The sequence below is a fragment of the Luteimonas sp. Soil_N_1 genome, assembly GCF_057656255.1.
The window spans coordinates 2093446-2113076 of the sequence record NZ_JBDGKS010000001.1; the positions used below are offsets into that span (position 1 = coordinate 2093446).

The 19631-nt window shown below is 66.3% G+C and carries 18 protein-coding genes and 2 tRNA genes; 17 read left to right on the forward strand and 3 right to left on the reverse strand.

Annotation, left to right across the window (positions count from 1 at the left end; translation table 11 throughout):
- Nucleotide 1 precedes the first annotated feature (1 nt).
- Complete coding sequence (ppsA, locus tag AC3A4E_RS09655; protein ID WP_487631270.1) at nt 2–2380, reverse strand: phosphoenolpyruvate synthase; 2379 nt, start codon at nt 2378–2380, stop codon at nt 2–4.
- 113 nt (nt 2381–2493) lie between these two features.
- Here ppsA and ppsR point away from each other — a divergent pair, with 113 nt between their 5' ends.
- The 4 genes from ppsR (at nt 2494) to AC3A4E_RS09675 (ending at nt 4223) form a co-directional block, all read left to right on the forward strand.
- Nucleotides 2494–3315 (forward strand): posphoenolpyruvate synthetase regulatory kinase/phosphorylase PpsR, encoded by an 822-nt coding sequence (gene ppsR / locus AC3A4E_RS09660; protein ID WP_487631271.1) that lies wholly within the window; start codon nt 2494–2496, stop codon nt 3313–3315.
- Between the two features lie 100 nt (nt 3316–3415).
- On the forward strand, nt 3416–3925 hold the full coding sequence (locus AC3A4E_RS09665) for a DUF1249 domain-containing protein (protein ID WP_487631272.1): 510 nt from the start codon (nt 3416–3418) through the stop codon (nt 3923–3925).
- A 95-nt stretch (nt 3926–4020) separates the two neighbouring features.
- A tRNA-Ala gene (locus tag AC3A4E_RS09670) sits at nt 4021–4096 on the forward strand.
- Nucleotides 4097–4147: 51 nt separating this feature from the next.
- Nucleotides 4148–4223, forward strand: a tRNA-Glu gene (locus AC3A4E_RS09675).
- Between the two features lie 736 nt (nt 4224–4959).
- Here AC3A4E_RS09675 and AC3A4E_RS09680 read toward each other — a convergent pair.
- Both AC3A4E_RS09680 and AC3A4E_RS09685 read right to left on the reverse strand, forming a co-directional pair.
- Nucleotides 4960–5454, reverse strand: coding sequence for a hypothetical protein (locus tag AC3A4E_RS09680; protein WP_487631273.1), 495 nt, complete (start codon nt 5452–5454; stop codon nt 4960–4962).
- A 128-nt stretch (nt 5455–5582) separates the two neighbouring features.
- Nucleotides 5583–6527: a LysR substrate-binding domain-containing protein gene (locus tag AC3A4E_RS09685; protein WP_487631274.1), complete on the reverse strand. Its 945-nt coding sequence runs from the start codon at nt 6525–6527 to the stop codon at nt 5583–5585.
- Between the two features lie 166 nt (nt 6528–6693).
- Between AC3A4E_RS09685 and AC3A4E_RS09690 the strand changes: the two genes are divergently transcribed.
- The 13 genes from AC3A4E_RS09690 (at nt 6694) to pcaF (ending at nt 19624) form a co-directional block, all read left to right on the forward strand.
- Nucleotides 6694–7866: a muconate/chloromuconate family cycloisomerase gene (locus AC3A4E_RS09690; RefSeq protein WP_487631275.1), complete on the forward strand. Its 1173-nt coding sequence runs from the start codon at nt 6694–6696 to the stop codon at nt 7864–7866.
- Between the two features lie 22 nt (nt 7867–7888).
- Entirely contained in the window at nt 7889–8179 is a 291-nt protein-coding gene (gene catC / locus AC3A4E_RS09695) for a muconolactone Delta-isomerase (RefSeq protein WP_487631276.1), read from the forward strand.
- Between the two features lie 75 nt (nt 8180–8254).
- Nucleotides 8255–9175: a catechol 1,2-dioxygenase gene (catA, locus tag AC3A4E_RS09700; protein WP_487631277.1), complete on the forward strand. Its 921-nt coding sequence runs from the start codon at nt 8255–8257 to the stop codon at nt 9173–9175.
- Between the two features lie 98 nt (nt 9176–9273).
- On the forward strand, nt 9274–10632 hold the full coding sequence (locus AC3A4E_RS09705; RefSeq protein ID WP_487631278.1) for a Rieske 2Fe-2S domain-containing protein: 1359 nt from the start codon (nt 9274–9276) through the stop codon (nt 10630–10632).
- Nucleotides 10629–11132 carry a benzoate 1,2-dioxygenase small subunit gene (gene benB / locus AC3A4E_RS09710; protein ID WP_487631279.1) on the forward strand — a complete coding sequence of 168 codons (504 nt, stop codon included), beginning with the start codon at nt 10629–10631 and terminating at the stop codon, nt 11130–11132. The genes AC3A4E_RS09705 and benB overlap by 4 nt, the downstream gene beginning before the upstream one ends.
- Nucleotides 11133–11164: 32 nt before the next feature.
- Complete coding sequence (gene benC / locus AC3A4E_RS09715; RefSeq protein WP_487631280.1) at nt 11165–12190, forward strand: benzoate 1,2-dioxygenase electron transfer component BenC; 1026 nt, start codon at nt 11165–11167, stop codon at nt 12188–12190.
- The gene (gene benD / locus AC3A4E_RS09720) at nt 12187–12960 is read left to right on the forward strand and encodes a benzoate diol dehydrogenase BenD (protein ID WP_487631281.1); all 774 of its coding nucleotides are present in this window, start codon (nt 12187–12189) and stop codon (nt 12958–12960) included. The genes benC and benD overlap by 4 nt, the downstream gene beginning before the upstream one ends.
- Before the next feature lie 111 nt (nt 12961–13071).
- Nucleotides 13072–14346 (forward strand): salicylate 1-monooxygenase, encoded by a 1275-nt coding sequence (gene salA / locus AC3A4E_RS09725; protein ID WP_487631282.1) that lies wholly within the window; start codon nt 13072–13074, stop codon nt 14344–14346.
- A 103-nt stretch (nt 14347–14449) separates the two neighbouring features.
- The gene (locus AC3A4E_RS09730; protein WP_487631283.1) at nt 14450–15793 is read left to right on the forward strand and encodes an MFS transporter; all 1344 of its coding nucleotides are present in this window, start codon (nt 14450–14452) and stop codon (nt 15791–15793) included.
- 10 nt (nt 15794–15803) lie between these two features.
- A complete protein-coding gene (locus tag AC3A4E_RS09735) occupies nt 15804–17012 on the forward strand; it encodes a benzoate/H(+) symporter BenE family transporter (protein ID WP_487631284.1) in 1209 nt (402 codons plus the stop codon).
- Between the two features lie 82 nt (nt 17013–17094).
- Nucleotides 17095–17766 carry a 3-oxoacid CoA-transferase subunit A gene (locus tag AC3A4E_RS09740; RefSeq protein ID WP_487631285.1) on the forward strand — a complete coding sequence of 224 codons (672 nt, stop codon included), beginning with the start codon at nt 17095–17097 and terminating at the stop codon, nt 17764–17766.
- Nucleotides 17766–18422 (forward strand): 3-oxoacid CoA-transferase subunit B, encoded by a 657-nt coding sequence (locus AC3A4E_RS09745; RefSeq protein WP_487631286.1) that lies wholly within the window; start codon nt 17766–17768, stop codon nt 18420–18422. The genes AC3A4E_RS09740 and AC3A4E_RS09745 overlap by 1 nt, the downstream gene beginning before the upstream one ends.
- Complete coding sequence (pcaF, locus tag AC3A4E_RS09750) at nt 18419–19624, forward strand: 3-oxoadipyl-CoA thiolase (RefSeq protein ID WP_487631287.1); 1206 nt, start codon at nt 18419–18421, stop codon at nt 19622–19624. Before AC3A4E_RS09745 ends, pcaF begins: the two co-directional genes overlap by 4 nt.
- The last annotated feature ends 7 nt before the right edge of the window (nt 19625–19631 follow it).

Here is a 19631-nt window from a genome sequence, read left to right on the forward strand (position 1 = left end):
ATCAGCCGGCGCGTGCCTTCGACTTCGCGAGCTTGAGCCAGGTATCGACAACGGTGTCGGGGTTGAGCGACACCGACTCGATGCCTTCGTCCATCAGCCACTGGGCGAGATCCGGGTGATCGCTCGGGCCCTGGCCGCAGATGCCGATATATTTGCCCTTGGCGCGCGCGGACTTGATGGCCATCGACAGCAGCTTCTTGACCGCCGGATCACGTTCGTCGAACAGGTGCGCGACGATCGACGAATCGCGGTCCAGGCCCAGTGTGAGCTGGGTCAGATCGTTGGAACCGATCGAGAAGCCGTCGAAGATGTCGAGGAACTCGTCGGCCATCAGCGCGTTCGAGGGCAGCTCGCACATCATGATGATCTTCAGGCCGTTTTCGCCGCGCTTCAGACCGTTCTTCTCCAGCACTTCGATGACACGACGGCCTTCGTCGAGCGTGCGCACGAACGGGATCATGACCCAGAGATTCTCCAGGCCCATGTCGTTGCGGACCTTGAGCACCGCACGGCATTCCAGCGAGAACGCTTCGGTGAACGACGGATCGACATAGCGGCTGGCGCCGCGGAAGCCGATCATCGGGTTCTCTTCTTCCGGCTCGTAGCGCTTGCCGCCGATGAGGTTCGCGTACTCGTTGGACTTGAAGTCCGACAGACGCACGATCACCGGGTTCGGCGCGACCGACGCGGTCAGCGTGGCAATGCCTTCGGCGAGACGGTTGACGTAGAAGTCGACCGGGCTGCCGTAACCGATGGTCTTGGCGTCGATCTTCTTCTTGGTCTCGGCGTCCTGCTTGTCGTACTCGAGCAGGGCGTTGGGATGCACGCCGATGTGCGCGGCGATGATCATCTCCAGACGCGCCAGGCCGATGCCGGCGTTGGGCAGCTGGCCGAAGTCGAACGCGCGCTCGGGGTTGGCGACATTCATCATGATCTTCAGCGGCGCCTCGGGCATCGAGGTCAGATCGGTGGTGATGCGCTCGAACGGCAGGATGCCGCTGTAGATGAAGCCGGTGTCGCCCTCGGCGCAGCTGATCGTGACTTCCTGACCATCTTCGATCGTGTCCAGCGCATTGCCGGTGCCGACGACGGCGGGCACGCCGAGTTCGCGGGCGATGATCGCCGCGTGGCAGGTGCGGCCACCGCGGTTGGTGACGATCGCAGCGGCGCGCTTCATCACCGGCTCCCAGTCGGGGTCGGTCATGTCGGCGACGAGTACGTCACCGGGCTGCACGCGGGCCATGTCGTCGAGCGAACGCACCACACGTGCGACGCCAGCGCCGATCTTCTGGCCGATCGCGCGGCCTTCGCAGACCACCTCGCCACGCTGCTCGAGCGAGAACCGCTCGATCTGGGTGTTCTTGGCGCGCGACTTCACCGTCTCCGGACGCGCCTGCACGATGAACAACTTGCCGCTGGCGCCGTCCTTCGCCCATTCGATGTCCATCGGGCGCTTGTAGTGCTCCTCGATGATCAATGCCTGGCGCGAGAGTTCCTGCACGTCCTCGTCGGAGATCGAGAAGGTGTCGCGCTGTTCGGCCGGCGTGTCCTCGATGCGCACGCGCTCGCCGGGCACATCGGAATAGACCATGCGCAGCTGCTTGCTGCCGATGCCGCGACGCAGGATCGCCGGCTTGCCGGCGCGCAGCGTGGGCTTGTAGACGTAGAACTCATCGGGGTTCACGGCGCCCTGGACGACCATCTCGCCGAGGCCGAAGCTGGACGTCACGAACACCACGTCGCGGAAGCCGGATTCGGTGTCGAGCGTGAACAGCACGCCCGAAGCGCCGATGTCCGAACGCACCATCAGCTGCACGCCCGACGACAGGAACACGTCTTCGTGCTTGAAGCCGTGGTGCACGCGATAGGCGATCGCGCGATCGTTGTAGAGCGAGGCGAAGACTTCCTTGACCTTGACCACCACGTCGTCGGCGCCGGTGACGTTGAGGAACGTCTCCTGCTGGCCGGCGAACGAGGCATCGGGCAGATCTTCGGCGGTCGCCGACGAACGCACGGCCACGGCAATGTCACCACCGCCGTTTTCGGACGCCAGCTTGTCGTAGGCGGCGCGGATGTCCGCATCGAGATCGGGCTGCAGCGGCGCGTCGATGACCCAGCCGCGGATCTCCTTGCCGGCCGCGGTCAGCGCAGCGACGTCTTCGACGTCCAGCGGCGCCAGGCGATCGAAGATGCGCTGGTGCAGATCGTTGTGGGCGATGAACGCCTTGAATGCATCCGCCGTGGTGGCGAAACCGCCGGGCACCGAAACGCCGAGCTTGGCGAGGTTGCCGATCATCTCGCCGAGGGACGAGTTCTTGCCGCCGACCTGGGCGAGGTCGGACAGGCGCAGGTCATGCAGCCACAGGATGTTGGCGCTCAAGGTGAGACTCCGTGTTGCGTTGATCGAGAAGGAGGTCGGGCAGGCCCGGCATCGAACGGCTATTTTAGCCCTCCCGGGCGCCGCGGCGCTCATCCGTGACTTCCGGAGTCCGCATGTCCAGTCCCCGCCCGGTGTTCTACGTGTCCGACGGCACGGGCATCACCGCCGAAACCATCGGCCACAGCTTGCTCACCCAGTTCTCGGGCACGCAGTTCAGCACCAATCGGATCCCGTTCGTCGACAATGAAGCGCGCGCCCGCGAAGTCGCCGCGCTGATCCGCGCGCGCGGCGAGGTGATGGGCGTGCGGCCGATCGTCATCAGTTCCTGCGTCGACACCGGCCTGGCGCTGGTCCTCGGGGAGAGCGGGGCACTCGTGCTCGACGTCTTCGCGCCATTCATCGAACCGCTGGAGCGCGAACTGCTGGAGACGCGCGAGTCACGCGTGGGCCGGGCGCACGGCATGGTCGATTTCGAGACCTACCACCGCCGCATCAACGCGATGAACTTCGCGCTGACCCACGACGACGGCATGGCGACCAATTACGACGAGGCCGACGTGATCCTGGTCGCGGTGTCGCGGGCGGGCAAGACGCCGACCTGCGTGTATCTGGCGCTGCATCACGGCGTGCGCGCGGCGAACTATCCGCTGACCGAAGAAGACCTGGAACACGACCGCCTGCCGCCGCGGCTGCGCGCGCATCGCGCCAAGCTGTTCGGACTGACGATCGATCCGGTCCGTCTGGCGCAGATCCGGCAAGAGCGACGCCCCAACTCGCGCTACGCGAAGCTGGAGACCTGCAAGCACGAAGTAGGCGCGGCCGAGGCGCTGTTCCGCGCCGAGCGCATGCCGTCGCTGAGCACCACGCACACGTCGATCGAAGAGATCTCCAGCAAGGTCCTGTCGACCCTGGGGATCGAGCGCGTCATGTATTGAGGACGTCGTGGCAGAGATGGGGACGGCAGTGCCGGATCCCCATCCCGCACATCCGCGTTCGATCCTGACGGATTCATCGCCGCGGATGTAGCATCGATCCATGGAAAAAGTCCTGACCCGCCGCCGCCCACGCGTACCCTCGATGGGCCGCTTCGGCTGGTTGATGGCGCTGTACGCGGAGAACCATGAGCGCCTGGTGCGCCTGTTCGATCCTGCAAGTCTCGCGCCCGGCCGTTACCGCTCCGACGTCCCCGGCGCGCTGACCGTGCTGCTGGAGATCGTCGAGCAGCATCCGTACACGACGGAACTGCGCCTGAGCTACGCGATGCTCGATCCCGTGACCGGCCAGCCGGACCCGTCCGCGCATCTGCGTCTGTATCGCGATGCAGGGCAGGTCGAGGCTACGCATTGCTATGTCGGCCGCCGCTGGCAGGACGTGATCGGCATGTTTCCGCCGCCGGAAGAAGTGGTCGACCACCGCCTGCGCATGAACACCTTCCTCGGAAAGTGGCTGCAATATCTCGACGATCAGGGACATGGGCTTGCAACTCTGCGTCCAAATCCGGATGATGCGCGGCTCGATCGCAGCAAGGCCGGCGCCACCGGCTGAGACGTTCTCCGGAACGAATCGAAGCGAGCGAAGGAAGTGCGAAATTCTGTTGACGTTGCCGATACGGAACACTACAATTTCGCGCTCCCAAACGTGGGGCCATAGCTCAGCTGGGAGAGCGCCTGCATGGCATGCAGGAGGTCGGCGGTTCGATCCCGCCTGGCTCCACCACAATTTGTCTGTCGATCAAAGGCCGATCGTCAGAATGATGCAGGTTTCTGCGTCCCCATCGTCTAGAGGCCTAGGACACCACCCTTTCACGGTGGACACCGGGGTTCGAATCCCCGTGGGGACGCCACTTTACAAACAGACGGGCAGCTCGCAAGGGCTGCCCGTTCTGCTATGTGGCGAAGGCACCGTTATGCCTTGAGGAACGACCGCCAGGCGATTTGATCAGGACTGTTGCTCGGCTCGGCTGAGCCTTGGCGTCAGAGCATGTTTGCGAGTGACTGCTGCAGCACAACGCAAATCGCGGGGCAGGGAAGGCATCTGCTTGTGAATCACGTCGTGATGGTTCGCAGCACGGCACTGAGGAAATCTCTGCGCACCTGACGCCTGGCTGGCGGTGGAAGATCCTGGCGAGTGTCCTGAGCCGACTGGCTGATCGATGCGCATCGGTAGCGCATCGTCCGAACCGGAAAGCTGATGCTGTGTGTACGCCCCGGCAATCCTGTGCGAAGCAACGCGCATGAAGGGCGCGAGTACTGCGAGCCGGAGTGCTTGGCCTGGAGTCAAAACGACGTTGGCCGATCAAGCCACCTGCAAAGATTCCTGCCAGCAACCTGTAGGCAATCCGAGGCGGTGACGAATGCAGGTCGACATCCAGATCCGGGAAGCACCGCGATGGCCGTCTCGCCCGGCATGCCAGTTCTTACATAATGTACATTATGCGAAGTTCGTACATACGACGCAACGCACGCCAGCTGGGCTCTTCCGTCCCCGTTGACAGAGATCCCCATGCCAACTGCAAGTGATCCTGATGTTCGACACCGGTCCTAAATGGCAGCACCGCGACAAGCGCTGTCAGCAACAACTCACTGGGATGTCGCGATGCAAGGCTGGCTTGTCGTGCGCCAGCCGTTGGGAATACGCACTGCGCTGCGTCCACCCATGCACGCGCTGTTCGAACCAATGGCGTTTGCTTCGATCGGGCCCACATAGCGGGCTACCGCAGGCCTCTGAATTTGCACCGGTTGCTGGTATGCACGACTCAGCGGCTCTGCAGCCTGAGCCTGACGCTCGAGTTCGACGTTCAGCTGCTTGAGTTCGGATTCCATCTGGCGCGTGAAGTCTCTGGTCGCCGCACCGATGACGGCGAGTCGGATCAGGTCATGCGCGCACAGCGCGAGCAGCACGGCGATAAAGATGGTCGAACCAATCCCCAACAGCGTATGACGCTCTTGGACCGCAGTGCTGCGGCGATCGCGAAACTGCACGGCTCCGAAGCCGTCGGCATCCCTGCTTGGCATAAAGCCCCCTGTCCAGATCGCAAGTGTAGTCAAAGGCGCATCGTATCCAGCGAACACCATGTGCCCTGCCCCTGCCCCTGCCCCGCATCGAGAATGCATCAGTCCTGATCGTCCGCCTCCGGATGCGGGCAGCAGAGAACGTTTCGTTGTTCTGGGCGGCAGCGCGGCCTGTTTTTCATGAGGCAAGCTCATTTCCCAGCCAACTCGGGCTTCAACGGCAGGTTGTGCGCGATGTCCAGCCACGGTGGGTTCTCGGCGTACATCTCCTGGATCAGTCGTTTGATGATGTCGATGTAGCGCGAGCCGTCGTTCATCCGGTAGTTGAGGATCACCGGCGAGGTCGCGCGCTCGCCTTCGATCAGCCGGTAATGCACGTCGGAGCGCAGCAGCCGTGCGGCGCTGGGGACGACGCAGACGCCGCTTTCCGCTGCGACCAGACCAAGGGCGGTCTGGAGTTCGCGTGCTTCGATGATCTCCGCCGGGCGCACGTCATGGTCACGCAGCAGACCGAGCACCTGGTCGGCGAAGCCGGGCCGCACATCCTTGGGATAGACGATGAGTCGCTGGCCCTCGAGCGTGGCGACCGGCAGCGGGCCGTTGTCGCTGGCGAGCAGCGCGTCGGCCGGAATCGCCAGCGCCAGACGCTCCTCGCGCAGCACGGTGCCGACCACCGACGGATCGTTGTGGCGCACGCGCCCGAAGCCCACGTCGATGCGCCCTGCCTTGAGCGCTTCGATCTGGTGGACCGAGGTCAGTTCCAGCAACTGGATGTCGAGTTCGGGCGAATGCTGGCGCAGCTTGCGCACCAGTAGCGGCAGTCCCGCATAGAGCGTCGAGGCGACGAAGCCGATGACGATCACGCTGCGTTCGTGCAGTCCGACGCGCCGGGTCGCGACCTGCATCTGCTCGACGCGGCCGAGGATCTGCAGCGCCTGCTCGTGGAACAGACGCCCGGCATCGGTCAGCCGCAACGGACGCGTACTGCGCGAGATCAGCTGTACGCCCAGCTCCTCTTCCAGCAGCTGGATCTGCCGGCTCAGGGGGGGCTGGGCGATATGCAGCACTTCGGCGGCGCGGGTGAAATTGCGCTCTTTGGCCACGGCGCAGAAGTAGCGGAGCTGGCGGAGGTCCATACTTTGGTCGAATTGAATGGGGCGGCGGAATCGATACTCGACAGGTATTGTGCAGCGCAACAATCGTTTCCGATCAACGATTAGCGCTGCATCATACCTTTAAGGTATTCAATCACACGAAATCGGTGTTGGACCGGGTGCAGTCTGCCGTCGCATAACGTGACCCATGAACGCAGTCGTCGCCCCCCTGCCCCATACCTTTGCCACCGTCGTCAAGATCGAGACCGTCATCGTCGACCTGCCGACGATCCGCCCGCACAAGTTGTCGGTCGCGACGATGGACGGCCAGACCCTGATGCTGGTGCGCGTGCACTGCAGCGACGGCGTGGTCGGCATCGGCGAAGGCACCACGATCGGTGGTCTGGCCTACGGGGGCGAAAGCCCTGAAGGCATGAAGCTGGCGATCGACACCTATTTCGCGCCGGTGATGGCCGGCCAGGACGCGACGCGGGTCCAGGCGCTGATGGCCCGCATCGGCAAGATGGTCAAGGACAACCGCTTCGCCAAGTGCGCGGTGGAAACCGCATTGCTCGATGCGCACGGCAAGCGCACCGGCCTGCCGGTATCCGACCTGCTCGGCGGCCGACGTCGCGACCGTCTTCCGGTGGCCTGGACATTGGCGTCCGGCGATACCGCGCGTGATATCGCCGAAGCCGAGCGCATGCTCGACCTGCGCCGCCACAACGTGTTCAAGCTCAAGATCGGCGCGCGTGGTCTTGCCGAGGACATTGCCCATGTCGCCGCGATCAAGCGTGCGCTCGGCGACCGCGGCGCGGTGCGCGTCGACGTCAACATGGCCTGGAACGAGACCGATGCCGCGCGCGGCATGGCCGCGCTCGCCGATGCCGGCTGTGAACTGGTCGAGCAGCCCGTCGCCTCCCCCGCGGCGCTGTCCCGACTGGTGCGTCGCTTTCCGATCGCGCTGATGGCCGACGAGTCGTTGAGCGGCCCCGAGTCCGCGTTCGAACTCGCGCGCCGCCACGCGGCCGACGTGTTCGCGGTGAAGATCGAACAGAGCGGTGGCCTGTTCGCCGCGCAGCGTGTCGCCGCGATCGCGGATGCCGCCGGCATCGGGCTCTACGGCGGCACGATGCTCGAAGGCGCGGTCGGCACGATCGCCAGCGCACAGGTGTTTTCCACGTTCGACCAGCTGCAGTGGGGCACCGAACTGTTCGGGCCGCTGCTGCTGACCGAGGACATCCTCACCACGCCCCTGGACTACAGCGACTTCTCGCTGGAAGTGCCCAACGGTCCTGGCCTGGGCATCGCGCTCGACGAGGATCGCGTTGCGTTCTTCGCCCGCGACGGGCTGCGCCGGACCATCAGCGTGGCGCGCTGACACAGACACGGAGACGAATCGAATGCTGTTTCACGTACGGATGGATGTGCAGTTGCCGGTCGACATGCCGGCAGAGGTCGCGGCCGACATCAAGGCACGCGAAAAGGCGTATTTCCAGGACCTGCAGCGTCAGGGCAAGTGGCGCCACATCTGGCGCGTGGTCGGCGAGTACGCGAACTACAGCATCTTCGACGTTGCCGACAACACTGAACTGCACGACACGCTGTCGAGCCTGCCGCTGTTTCCGTACATGCGCATCGCGGTGACGCCGCTGTGCCGCCACCCGTCCTCGCTCCACGCGGACGACCGCTAGACCACTCGAACCACATGTGCGCTCCCCGGGAGGGAACGCGTCCTGGCAGCCAACCGCCACCAAGAGGAGACACCCATGAGCATCCGCATCCACGACCGCCCCGATGTGCAGCAGTTCCTGCGCACCCTCAGCGGCCTCGAGCAGCCGGGCGGCGACCCGCGCACCAAGCAGATCGTGCACCGCCTGATGTCGGACCTGTTCAAGGCGATCGACGATCTCGACATCACACCGGACGAGTACTGGGCCGGTATCGCCTGGTTCAACGCGATTGGCGCCGCCGGTCAGGCCGGCCTGATTTCGCCGGGTCTCGGCCTCGACCATTTCCTCGATCTGCGCCTCGACGCACAGGACGCCGAACTCGGCATCCACAGCGAAACCCCGCGCACCATCGAAGGCCCGCTCTATGTCGCAGGCGCGCCAGTCGAACAGGGCTTCGCCCGCCTCGATGACGGCCGCGATACCGACGGCCACCCGCTGGTCATGCACGGCACGGTGTACGGCGCCGACGGCAAGCCGGTGCCGGGCGCCTCTGTCGAGGTGTGGCACTGCGACACGCGCGGTTTCTATTCGCACTTCGATCCGACGAACGTGCAGGCGCCTTTCAATATGCGCCGCACGATCATCGCCGACGATCTCGGCCGCTATCGCTTCCGCAGCATCGTGCCCAAGGGCTACGGCGTGCCGCCGGGCAGCCCGACCGAGCAGCTGCTGTTCGCGCTCGGCCGCCACGGCCAGCGTCCGGCGCACATCCACTTCTTCGTCGGCGCCGACGATCACCGCAAGCTGACCACGCAGATCAACATCGCCGGCGACCCGCTGGTCAACGACGACTTCGCCTACGCCACGCGCGATGGCCTGGTGCCCGAGATCATCGAGCACGCCGAAGCGGACGGCATCGCCGGCGCGCATGCCGAGATCCGTTTCGACTTCCATCTCACCGCCCTGGTCGAAGGCGAAGACAACCAGATCGTCGAGCGCGCACGCGCCGCCGCCTGAGTCCGCATCACCCACCGGCGGTGCAACGCGCCGCCGGCACTCCATCGATCGCACGCGCATCCCGCGTGGCGCAGCCGGAATACTTCGGGAGACCCGTCATGTCCGCCATCATCGACAAAGCCAAGGAACTCGACCTGCTGCTCGCCAATGCGGTGCAGGACGACAAGGACGCGGGCGTGTTCCGCTGCCGCCGCGACATCTTCACCAATGCCGATCTGTTCGAGCTCGAGATGAAGCACATCTTCGAGCGCAACTGGGTCTATCTGGCCCACGAAAGCCAGCTGCCCGAGAACAACGACTACTACACGACCTACATCGGGCGTCAGCCGATCGTCGTCACCCGCGACAAGACCGGCGAACTGCACGCGGTGATCAACGCCTGCGCGCACAAGGGCGCGATGCTGTGCCGGCGCAAGCACGGCAACAAGGGCAGCTTCACCTGCCCCTTCCACGGCTGGACCTTCTCCAACGCCGGCAAGCTGCTGAAGGTCAAGGACGAGAAGACCACGCAGTATCCCGAGTCGTTCAACACCGACGGCTCGCACGACCTGCGCCGCGTCCCGCGCTTCCAGAACTACCGCGGCTTCCTGTTCGGCTGCCTCGATCCCGACGTCGTGCCGCTCGAGGATTTCCTCGGCGACACCCGGGTGATCATCGACCAGATCGTCGACCAGGCGCCCAACGGTCTGGAAGTCCTGCGCGGCAACTCGTCCTACATCTACGAGGGCAACTGGAAGCTGCAGATGGAGAACGGCTGCGACGGTTACCACGTCAGCTCGGTGCACTGGAACTATCTGGCCACGATGGGCCGCCGCAAGGAAGAAGGCACCAAGGCGGTCGATGCCAACAGCTGGAGCAAGAGCGTCGCCGGCGTGTACGGCTTCGACAATGGCCACATCCTGCTGTGGACGAACACGAAGAACCCGGAAGTGCGGCCGGTCTACAACCAGCGCGAGGAGATCGCCGCGCGCGTGGGCGAAGACCGCGCCGGCTTCATCGTCAACCAGACACGCAACCTGTGCCTGTATCCGAACGTGTTCCTGATGGACCAGTTCTCCACGCAGATCCGCGTGACCCGCCCGATCAGCGTCGACCAGACCGAGATCAGCATCTTCTGCTTCGCGCCCAAGGGCGAGAGTGCCGCCGACCGTACCCTGCGCCTGCGCCAGTACGAGGATTTCTTCAACGTCTCGGGCATGGGCACGGCCGATGATCTGGAAGAGTTCCGCGCCTGCCAGAACGGCTATGCCGGCACCACCGCGTTGTGGAACGACATGAGCCGCGGCGCGCCGCTTTGGATCGACGGGCCCGACGACAACGCCAGGCGCATGGGCATCCAGCCGCTGCTGTCAGGCGAGCGCAGCGAGGACGAAGGCCTGTTCGTGCGCCAGCACGAGTTCTGGGTGCACACGATGCGCGAGGCGCTGGCGAAGGAACGCGCGGCGGTGGCGGCATGAGCACCGGTACCACGCCCGCGGACTACGCCCGCATCTGCGCCTTCCTCTACCGCGAGGCGCGTCTGCTCGACGATCGCCAGTGGGACGAATGGCTGACGCTGTACGCCGAGGACGTCCGCTACTGGATGCCGTCCTGGGACGACGACGACCAGATCACCGAGGATCCGCTGTCGGAGATCTCGCTGATCTATTACGGCGACCGGTCGGGCCTCGAAGACCGCGTATTCCGGATCAAGACCGAGCGCTCGGGTGCGTCGACGCCCGAGCCACGCACAGCGCACAGCGTGCTCAACGTCGAGGTGCTGGCCGACCGCGGTGACGCGATCGACGTCCGCTACAACTTCGCCACGCACAACCACCGCTACAAGCGCGACGACATCTTCTTCGGAACGATGTTCGTGACCCTGCGCAAGGCCGGCGACGACTTCCTGATCAGCGACAAGAAGATCGTGCTGAAGAACGACTACATCCGCCAGGTCATCGATATCTACCACGTTTGACCGACGTCACGACCGATGCCGAGGGAAGCTTTATGACGTACCGGATCGCATTGAATTTCGAGGACGGGGTGACCCGCTTCATCGACTGCAAAGAGGACGAGAAGGTCCTCGATGCGGCATTCCGCAACCGCATCAACCTGCCGATGGACTGTTCCGATGGCGTCTGTGGCACCTGCAAGTGTCGGGCCGAGAGCGGCAGCTACGCGCTGGGCGACGATTACATCGACGACGCCCTGACCGAAGACGAGAAGGATGACGGTCTGGTGCTGACCTGCCAGATGGTGCCGACCAGCGATTGCGTGGTCGCGGTGCCGGTGGCGTCGTCGATGTGCAAGACCGGTCAATCCGGCTTCACCGCCACGGTCGCGAAGATCGCGCCGCACAACGACGCGGCGATCGTGCTCCACCTCGAAGTCGAAGGCGAGGCGCCGGCGTTCCTGCCAGGCCAGTACGTCAACATCGGCGTGCCGGGCACCAGCGAGCACCGCTCCTACTCTTTCAGCTCGGTGCCGGGCGCATCGACGCTGTCGTTCCTGATCAAGCGCGTGCCCGACGGGCTGATGAGCAGCTGGCTGGATCGCGCGACGCCAGGCACGGCGATCGAACTGACCGGCCCGCTCGGCAGTTTCTATCTGCGCCAGGTACAGCGCCCGCTGCTGATGCTCGCCGGCGGCACCGGCCTCGCGCCGTTCCTGTCGATGCTCGAGACCCTGGCACAGGCCGGCGCCACCCAGCCCATCCACCTGATCTACGGCGTCACCCGCGATCTCGATCTCGTGCTGGTCGAACAGATCGAGGCCTTCGTCGCGCGCCTGCCGAACTTCAGCTACTGCACCGTCGTCGCCGACGCGGCGTCCTGTCATCCGCGCAAGGGCTGGGTCACGCAACACATGTCGCCCGAAGCGCTCAATGCCGGCGACGTCGACGTGTATCTGTGCGGCCCGCCGCCGATGGTCGATGCGGTGCGTCGCCATTTCGACGAGATCGGCGTGCAGCCGGCGCACTTCCACTATGAGAAGTTCACCCCCAGCCAGCCCGCGCAGGACCGCGCCGCATGAGCGCCGCCCGCTTCGCCGGCAAGGTGATGGTGGTGACCGGCGCCGCGCAGGGGATCGGCCGCGGCGTCGCGTTGCGTGCGTCGGCGGAAGGCGCGTCGGTGGTGTTTGTGGATCGTGCGGACTTCGTCGGTGATGTTGCCGCGGAGGCCAGCGGCCCGAGCACCTCGTGCATCGTCGATCTGGAAACCCATGATGGCGCGGTCACTGCGATGGCGCATGCGGTCGAAACCTTCGGCGGCATCGACATCCTGGTCAACAACGTCGGCGGCGCGATCCGCATGCGGCCCTACGATGCCTTCGAGCCGGCGCAGATCGATGCCGAGATCCGCCGTTCGCTGATGCCCACGCTCTACGGCTGCCACGCGGTGCTGCCGCATCTGCTCAGCAGGGGCGGCGGCACCATCGTCAACGTGTCATCGAATGCGACGCGCGGCATCCATCGCGTGCCCTACTCCGCCGCCAAGGGCGGCATCAATGCCGTGACCCAATCGCTGGCGATGGAATACGCGACGCGCAACATCCGCGTCGTTGCCACCGCGCCAGGTGGCACCAGTGCCCCCGCGCGTCGCATACCGCGCAATGCCGAGGGCGATTCGTCGCAGGAACACGCGTGGATGGCGCAGGCCGTCGAACAGGTCACCACGTCGGCCTTCATGAAGCGCTACGGCACGCTCGACGAACAGATCGCGCCGATCCTGTTTCTCGCCTCCGACGAAGCCTCCTACATCACCGGTTCGGTGCTGCCTGTCGCGGGTGGCGATCTGGGGTGAACCCGTCGCATGTCCGCCCTCACGTCGTCCACCGCATTCCTGGAGTCACGCCATGCCACATCGCCGTCCCCATGATCCACGCCGCGTCCGCATCGCCATGGCGGTGACCGCATGAGCGCGCCGGTGCGCGTGGGGATCGTCGGCGGTGGCATCGCCGGCGTCGGCCTCGCGCTGGGCCTGTCGGGTCACGACCATCTGGACGTGAAGCTGTTCGAGTCGGCGCGTGCGTTCGGCGAGATCGGCGCCGGTGTGTCGTTCGGCGCCAATGCGGTGCGTGCCATCACCGGCCTCGGCATGGGCGAGGCCTATGCGGCATTGGCCGACCGCACGCCGGCGCCGTGGGACGACGTCTGGTTCGAATGGCGCCATGGCGACGACGCGCGCCTGCTCGGCACGAGCCGCGCGCCGGGTGTGGGCCAGTCCTCGGTGCATCGCGCCGACTTCCTCGATGCACTTGCGACGCGTCTGCCGCTGGGCATGACGCAGTTCAACAAGCGCGCGACACACGTTGCGCACGGCGTCGACAGCGCCCGTGTGCACTTCGCCGACGGCAGCGGGTACGACGCCGACATCCTGATCGCTTCCGACGGTATCCGCTCCAGCCTGCGCGCGGACGTACTGCACGGTCTCGGCCACGCACCGGTCGCGCCGCGCTTCACCGGCACCTGTGCCTATCGCGGCATGATCGACAGCGACCGCCTGCGTCGCGCGTTCGCGGCCGTCGGTGTTGACACGCATCTGGTCGACGTGCCGCAGATGATCCTTGGCCTCGACGCCCATATCCTCACTTTCCCGGTCAAGCAGGGCCGGTTGATCAACGTGGTCGCCTTCGTGTCCGACCGCAGCGATGCCGATCCGACGTGGCCGGCCGGCCAGTCGTGGGTGCGCGAAGCCAGCCGCCGCGAGATGCTCGAAGCCTTCGCGCACTGGGGCATCGCCGCACGCACGCTGCTCGGTTGCATCGACGCACCGACCCACTGGGCACTGCACGAACTCGCGCAGCTGCCGGGCTACGTGCACGGCCGCCTGGCGCTGATCGGCGACGCCGCGCACGCGATGCTGCCGCATCAGGGCGCCGGCGCGGGCCAGGGCCTGGAGGACGCCTACTTCTTCGCGCAGCTGCTCGCCGATCCCGCGATCGCGCGCGATCGCCTGCCCGGACTGCTCGCCGCCTATGACGCGATCCGTCGTCCGCGCGCCTGCCGGGTGCAGCAGACCTCTTGGGAGGCCGGCGAACTCTACGAACTGCGCGATCCGCGCGTGGGCAGCGACGACGCCCTGCTCGGCCACACGCTGGAAACGCGTTTCGACTGGATCTGGAACCACGACCTGGACGCCGAAGTCGCCGCGGCACGGACGCACATGCAAGGCCAACGCGTGACCTGACGATGGCCGCATCGCGGCAGGAACGCCCCGCACTACGACGCAGCCTGCCACCGGCCGGCCGTCGCGCAAGACAGCGAGTCATCACGTTCCTCGGGAGGGAACCATGCACAGCGTTGATGTGAACGAGTCGATCGAGAAGAGCCGCTTCGGCGGATTCCAGTGGGGCGTGGTCGCGATCTGCGGCCTGCTGCTGGTGGTGGATGGCTACGACGTCTTCATCGCGGGCACGGTGCTGCCCACGCTGATCAACGAGTGGGGCCTGACCAAACCCGAGGCCGGCATCCTGCAGGCCTGGGCGCTGTTCGGCATGCTGTTCGGCGCGCTGATCTTCGGCTCGCTGGCCGACAAGGCCGGCCGCCGCACCGGTGTGCTGATCAGCTTCGTGCTGTTCACCGTGGCGACGTTCTGCACCGGTTACGCGCAGGACCCCACCCAGTTCAAGATCGCGCGCTTCCTCGCCGGCATGGGCTGCGGTGGCCTGATGCCGAACGCGGTCGCGCTGGTCAGCGAATACTCGCCCAAGCGCCTGCGCGGCACGATGGTCGCGCTGATGTTCAGCGGCTACTCGCTCGGCGGCATGGTCTCTGCGGGTCTGGGCATCTTCATGATTCCGGCCGTCGGCTGGCGGCCCATGTTCTGGATCGCCGCGATCCCGCTGCTGTTCCTGCCGTTGATCTGGTGGAAGCTGCCCGAATCGCTGGGCTTTCTGATCAAGCGCGGCGAACAGGACAAGGCCAAGGCCATCCTCGCCAAGCTGACGGACAGCCCGCCGCTCGCGGCGCAGCAGACGCTGATCGTCACCGATTCGAAGGGTGGCAAGGCGTCGCTGCCCGAGCTGTTCCGTCATGGCCGCTCGCTGCAGACGCTGATGCTGTGGACGGCATTCTTCTGCTGTCTGCTGCTGGTGTTCCTGCTCAGCTCCTGGCTGCCGAAGGTCATGCAGGAAGCCGGTTACGCCGAGCGCGCGAGCCTGCTGACACTGTTCTCGCTGAACTTCGGCGGCATGGTCGGTGCGATCGTCGGTGGCCGGCTTGGCGACCGGTTCGGTCTGCCGAAGGTCGTCGTCGCGTTCTTCGTCGCCGCGACGGTGTCGATCGCGCTGATCGGCTACAGCCTGCCGGTGGCCGCACTGTTCACGCTGGTGTTCGTCGCCGGCGCCACGGTCATCGGCACGCAGATCCTGCTGTATGCCAGCGTCGCGCAGCTCTACGACCTGTCGGTGCGTTCGACCGGTCTGGGCTGGGCGTCGGGCGTGGGCCGCATCGGCGCGATCGTCGGTCCGACGCTCGGCGGTGTGCTGCTCGCGAAGGAACTGCCGCTGCAGCAGAACTTCCTGATCTTCGCGATTCCCGCCCTCGTGGCGACGATCGCGACCCTGGTCTACGCGCTGTCGCTGCGTAGTGCAGCCAAGCCGCAGCCGGCCGCCGTCGCCGTGGCGCAGCCCTGAGCCACGACGGATGGGCTTCGTCCGCCAGTTCGCACGCGATGCCTCGATGCCGGCGATCCTCGCCGGCGTCGTCTCCACGCTGATCTCGTTCGCCGGTCCGCTGGTGATCGTGTTCCAGGCGGCGGCGACGCTGGCGCCGGAGCTGGTGGCATCGTGGGTGTGGGCGATCGCGATCGGCAGCGGCGCGCTGTGCGTGGGCCTGAGCCTGCGCTACCGCGTGCCGGTGGTGATCGCCTGGTCGATTCCCGGCTCCGTGCTGCTGGTGACGCTGTTGCCGACGGTCGACTTCGCGGTCGCCGTCGGTGCGTATCTCGTCGCCGCGGCGGTGATCCTCGCGATCGGACTGTCCGGCGCGTTCGACCGCATCGTCTCGAAGCTGCCGCCGGCGATCACCGCGGCGATGCTGGCCGGCATCCTGTTCGGATTTGCGACGCAGCTCTTCGTCGGCATGGCCGCGCAACCGCTGCTGGTGCTGGCGATGTTCATCGCGTTCTTCGTCGGCCGACGCTGGTTCCCGCGCTACGCGGTGGTCGCGGTGCTGGTGACCGGTGTCGTTGTCGCACTGGCGGGCGGGCAGATCGGCGGTGCATTGCCTGCGCTGCAGTTCACCGTGCCGGTCTGGGTGACGCCGCGTTTCGAATGGCAGGCGATCGTCAACATCGCGGTGCCGCTGGTGGTGGTCGCGTTGACCGGCCAGTTCGTACCGGGCGTGGCACTGCTGCGCAGCAGCGGTTACGCGCAGCCTTCGGCCAGTCCGCTGGTCACCTGGTCGGCGATCGGATCGGCGGCGCTGGCCCCGTTCGGTTGCCACGGGCTGAACCCGGCCGCGGTGACCGCGGCGATCTGCACCAGCCCCGAGGCGCACGAGAATCCCGCGCGCCGTTACGTCGCCGGGGTCGCCGGCGGTCTCACCTATCTGGTGCTCGGCTGTTTCGCCGGCACCGTGCTCGCGATGTTCGCGACGCTGCCGGCCGAACTGGTCGCCACGCTCGCGGGCCTCGCGCTGTTTCCGACCATCGTCAACGCACTCACCACCACGCTGTCGCAGCCCGACGATCGTGACGCCGCGCTCGTGACCTTCATCGTCTCCGCCTCCGGCATGTCGCTGCTGGGCCTGGGTGCCGCGTTCTGGGGCCTCGCATTCGGCCTGGCGGTGCACGCGCTGCTGCAGTGGCGCCGCGCGCGCGTCGCCGCGCCGGCCACGCAGGTGTCGCGATGACCGCCTCCCCCCGTCCCCGAAACATGCAGACCCCCATGCCCTGTTCCCGCCATAACGCTGTGCCCGCCTCCCGGAGTCGCCCGTGATCGACAAGACCCTCGCCAGTTGCCGCGACGCGGTCGCCGACATCCACGACGGCGCCACGGTGATGATCGGCGGCTTCGGCACCGCCGGCATGCCCGACGAGCTGATCGATGCGCTGATCGAACACGGCGCTCGCGAGCTCACCATCGTCAACAACAACGCCGGCAACGGCGACACCGGCCTAGCCGCGCTGATCGCGAAGCGGCGCGTGCGCAAGGTCGTGTGTTCGTTCCCGCGCCAGACCGATTCGCATCACTTCGATGCCGCGTTCCACGCCGGCGAGATCGAACTGGAACTCGTGCCGCAGGGCAATCTCGCCGCGCGCATCCAGGCCGCAGGTGCCGGACTCGGCGCGATCTTCACTCCCACCGGCTTCGGCACCGAACTGGCCGCCGGCAAGGAGACGCGCGAGATCGACGGCCGCCAGTACGTGCTCGAGTATCCGATCCGTGCCGACTTCGCGCTGGTCAAGGCTTACCAGGGCGACCGCTGGGGCAACCTTGTCTATCGCAAGACCGCGCGCAACTTCGGCCCGATCATGGCGATGGCCGCCGCGACCACGATCGTGCAGGTCGCACAGGTCGTCGAACTGGGCGCGCTCGATCCCGAGCACGTCGTGACGCCGGGCATCTTCGTGCAGCGCGTCGTCGCGGTCGGGGAGGTGCACTGATGGCCACCCTGCTCACCCGCGACCAGATCGCGCGCCGCGTCGCCCGTGACATTCCGGAAGGCGCCTACGTCAATCTCGGCATCGGTCTGCCGACGACCGTCGCCAACTATCTGCCGGCCGACAAGGAGATCTTCCTGCAGTCGGAGAACGGCCTGCTCGGCATGGGCCCGGCGCCGGCGCCCGGCGACGAGGATCCCGAACTGATCAATGCCGGCAAACAGCCGGTGACGCTGCTGACCGGCGGCTGTTATTTCCACCACGCCGACTCGTTCGCGATGATGCGCGGCGGCCATCTCGACATCTGCGTGCTCGGCGCGTTCCAGGTGTCTGCCGGTGGCGATCTCGCCAACTGGAGCACCGGCGCACCCGGCGCGATTCCCGCCGTCGGCGGCGCGATGGATCTCGCCATCGGTGCCAAGCAGGTCTTCGTGATGATGGAGCTGCTGACCCGCAACGGGCAGAGCAAGCTCGTCGAGACCTGCACCTATCCGCTGACCGGCATCGGCTGCGTCTCCCGCCTCTACACCGACCACGGCGTCATCGACGTCGGCGTGGACGGCGCGCGCGCGATCGAACTCGTCGACGGTCTGTCGATCGAGGATCTCCGCGCCCTCACCGGCCTCGACATCGCCGCCCCCACCGGAGCCTCCGCATGACCCGTGCCTTCATCTGCGATGCGGTGCGCACACCGATCGGCCGCTACGGCGGCAGCCTGGCGAATGTGCGTGCCGACGATCTCGGCGCACTGCCGCTCAAGGCCTTGCTCGCACGCAATCCGAACCTCGATCCCGCACGGATCGACGAGGTCGTGCTCGGCTGCGCCAACCAGGCCGGCGAGGACAACCGCAACGTCGCGCGCATGAGCCTGCTGCTGGCCGGCCTGCCGGTCGACGTGCCCGGCGTCACGCTCAACCGCCTGTGCGCATCCGGACTCGAAGCGGTCGGCTACGCCGCGCGGGCCATCAACGCCGGCGAGCAATCGCTGGTGATCGCCGGCGGTGTCGAATCGATGAGCCGCGCACCGTTCGTGATGGGCAAGTCCGCATCGGCTTTCGGCCGCACGCAGACGCTCGACGACACGACGATGGGCTGGCGCTTCGTCAACCCGGCACTGGAGGCGCTGTACGGCGTCGAGACCATGCCGCGCACCGGCGAGAACGTCGCGCAGGACTACGGCATCTCCCGCGACGATCAGGACGCGTTCGCGCTGCGCAGCCAGCAACGTGCAGCCGCAGCGCAGGCCAATGGCTTCTTCAACGAGGAGATCGTGCCGGTCGCGGTGCCGTCCGGTCGCAAGGGTCAGACCATCGAAGTTTCGATCGACGAGCACCCGCGCGGCGATACCACGCTGGAGACGCTGACGAAACTGCGCCCGCTGTTCGACAACGGCACAGTCACCGCCGGCAATGCATCTGGCATCAACGACGGCGCCGCCGCGTTGATCATCGCCGATGAGGCCGCGATCGCGCGCCACGGTCTGGTGCCGCGCGCGCGCATTCTCGGCATGGCCTCGGCCGGCGTGGAACCGCGGGTGATGGGGATCGGCCCGATCGCGGCGACGCGCAAGCTGCTGCAACGCCTCGATCTGTCGATCGGGGATTTCGATGCCATCGAGCTCAACGAGGCCTTCGCCAGCCAGGGCCTCGCCACGATGCGCGCACTCGGCCTCGCCGACGATGCCGCGCACGTGAATCCGAACGGTGGCGCCATCGCGCTCGGCCATCCGCTGGGCATGAGCGGCGCGCGTCTCGCATTGACGCTGACCCATCAGCTGCAGGCCACCGGTGGTCGTCGCGGCCTGGCGACGCTGTGCATCGGCGTCGGCATGGGTCTCGCACTGGCGGTGGAACGTGTCTGAGGCGACG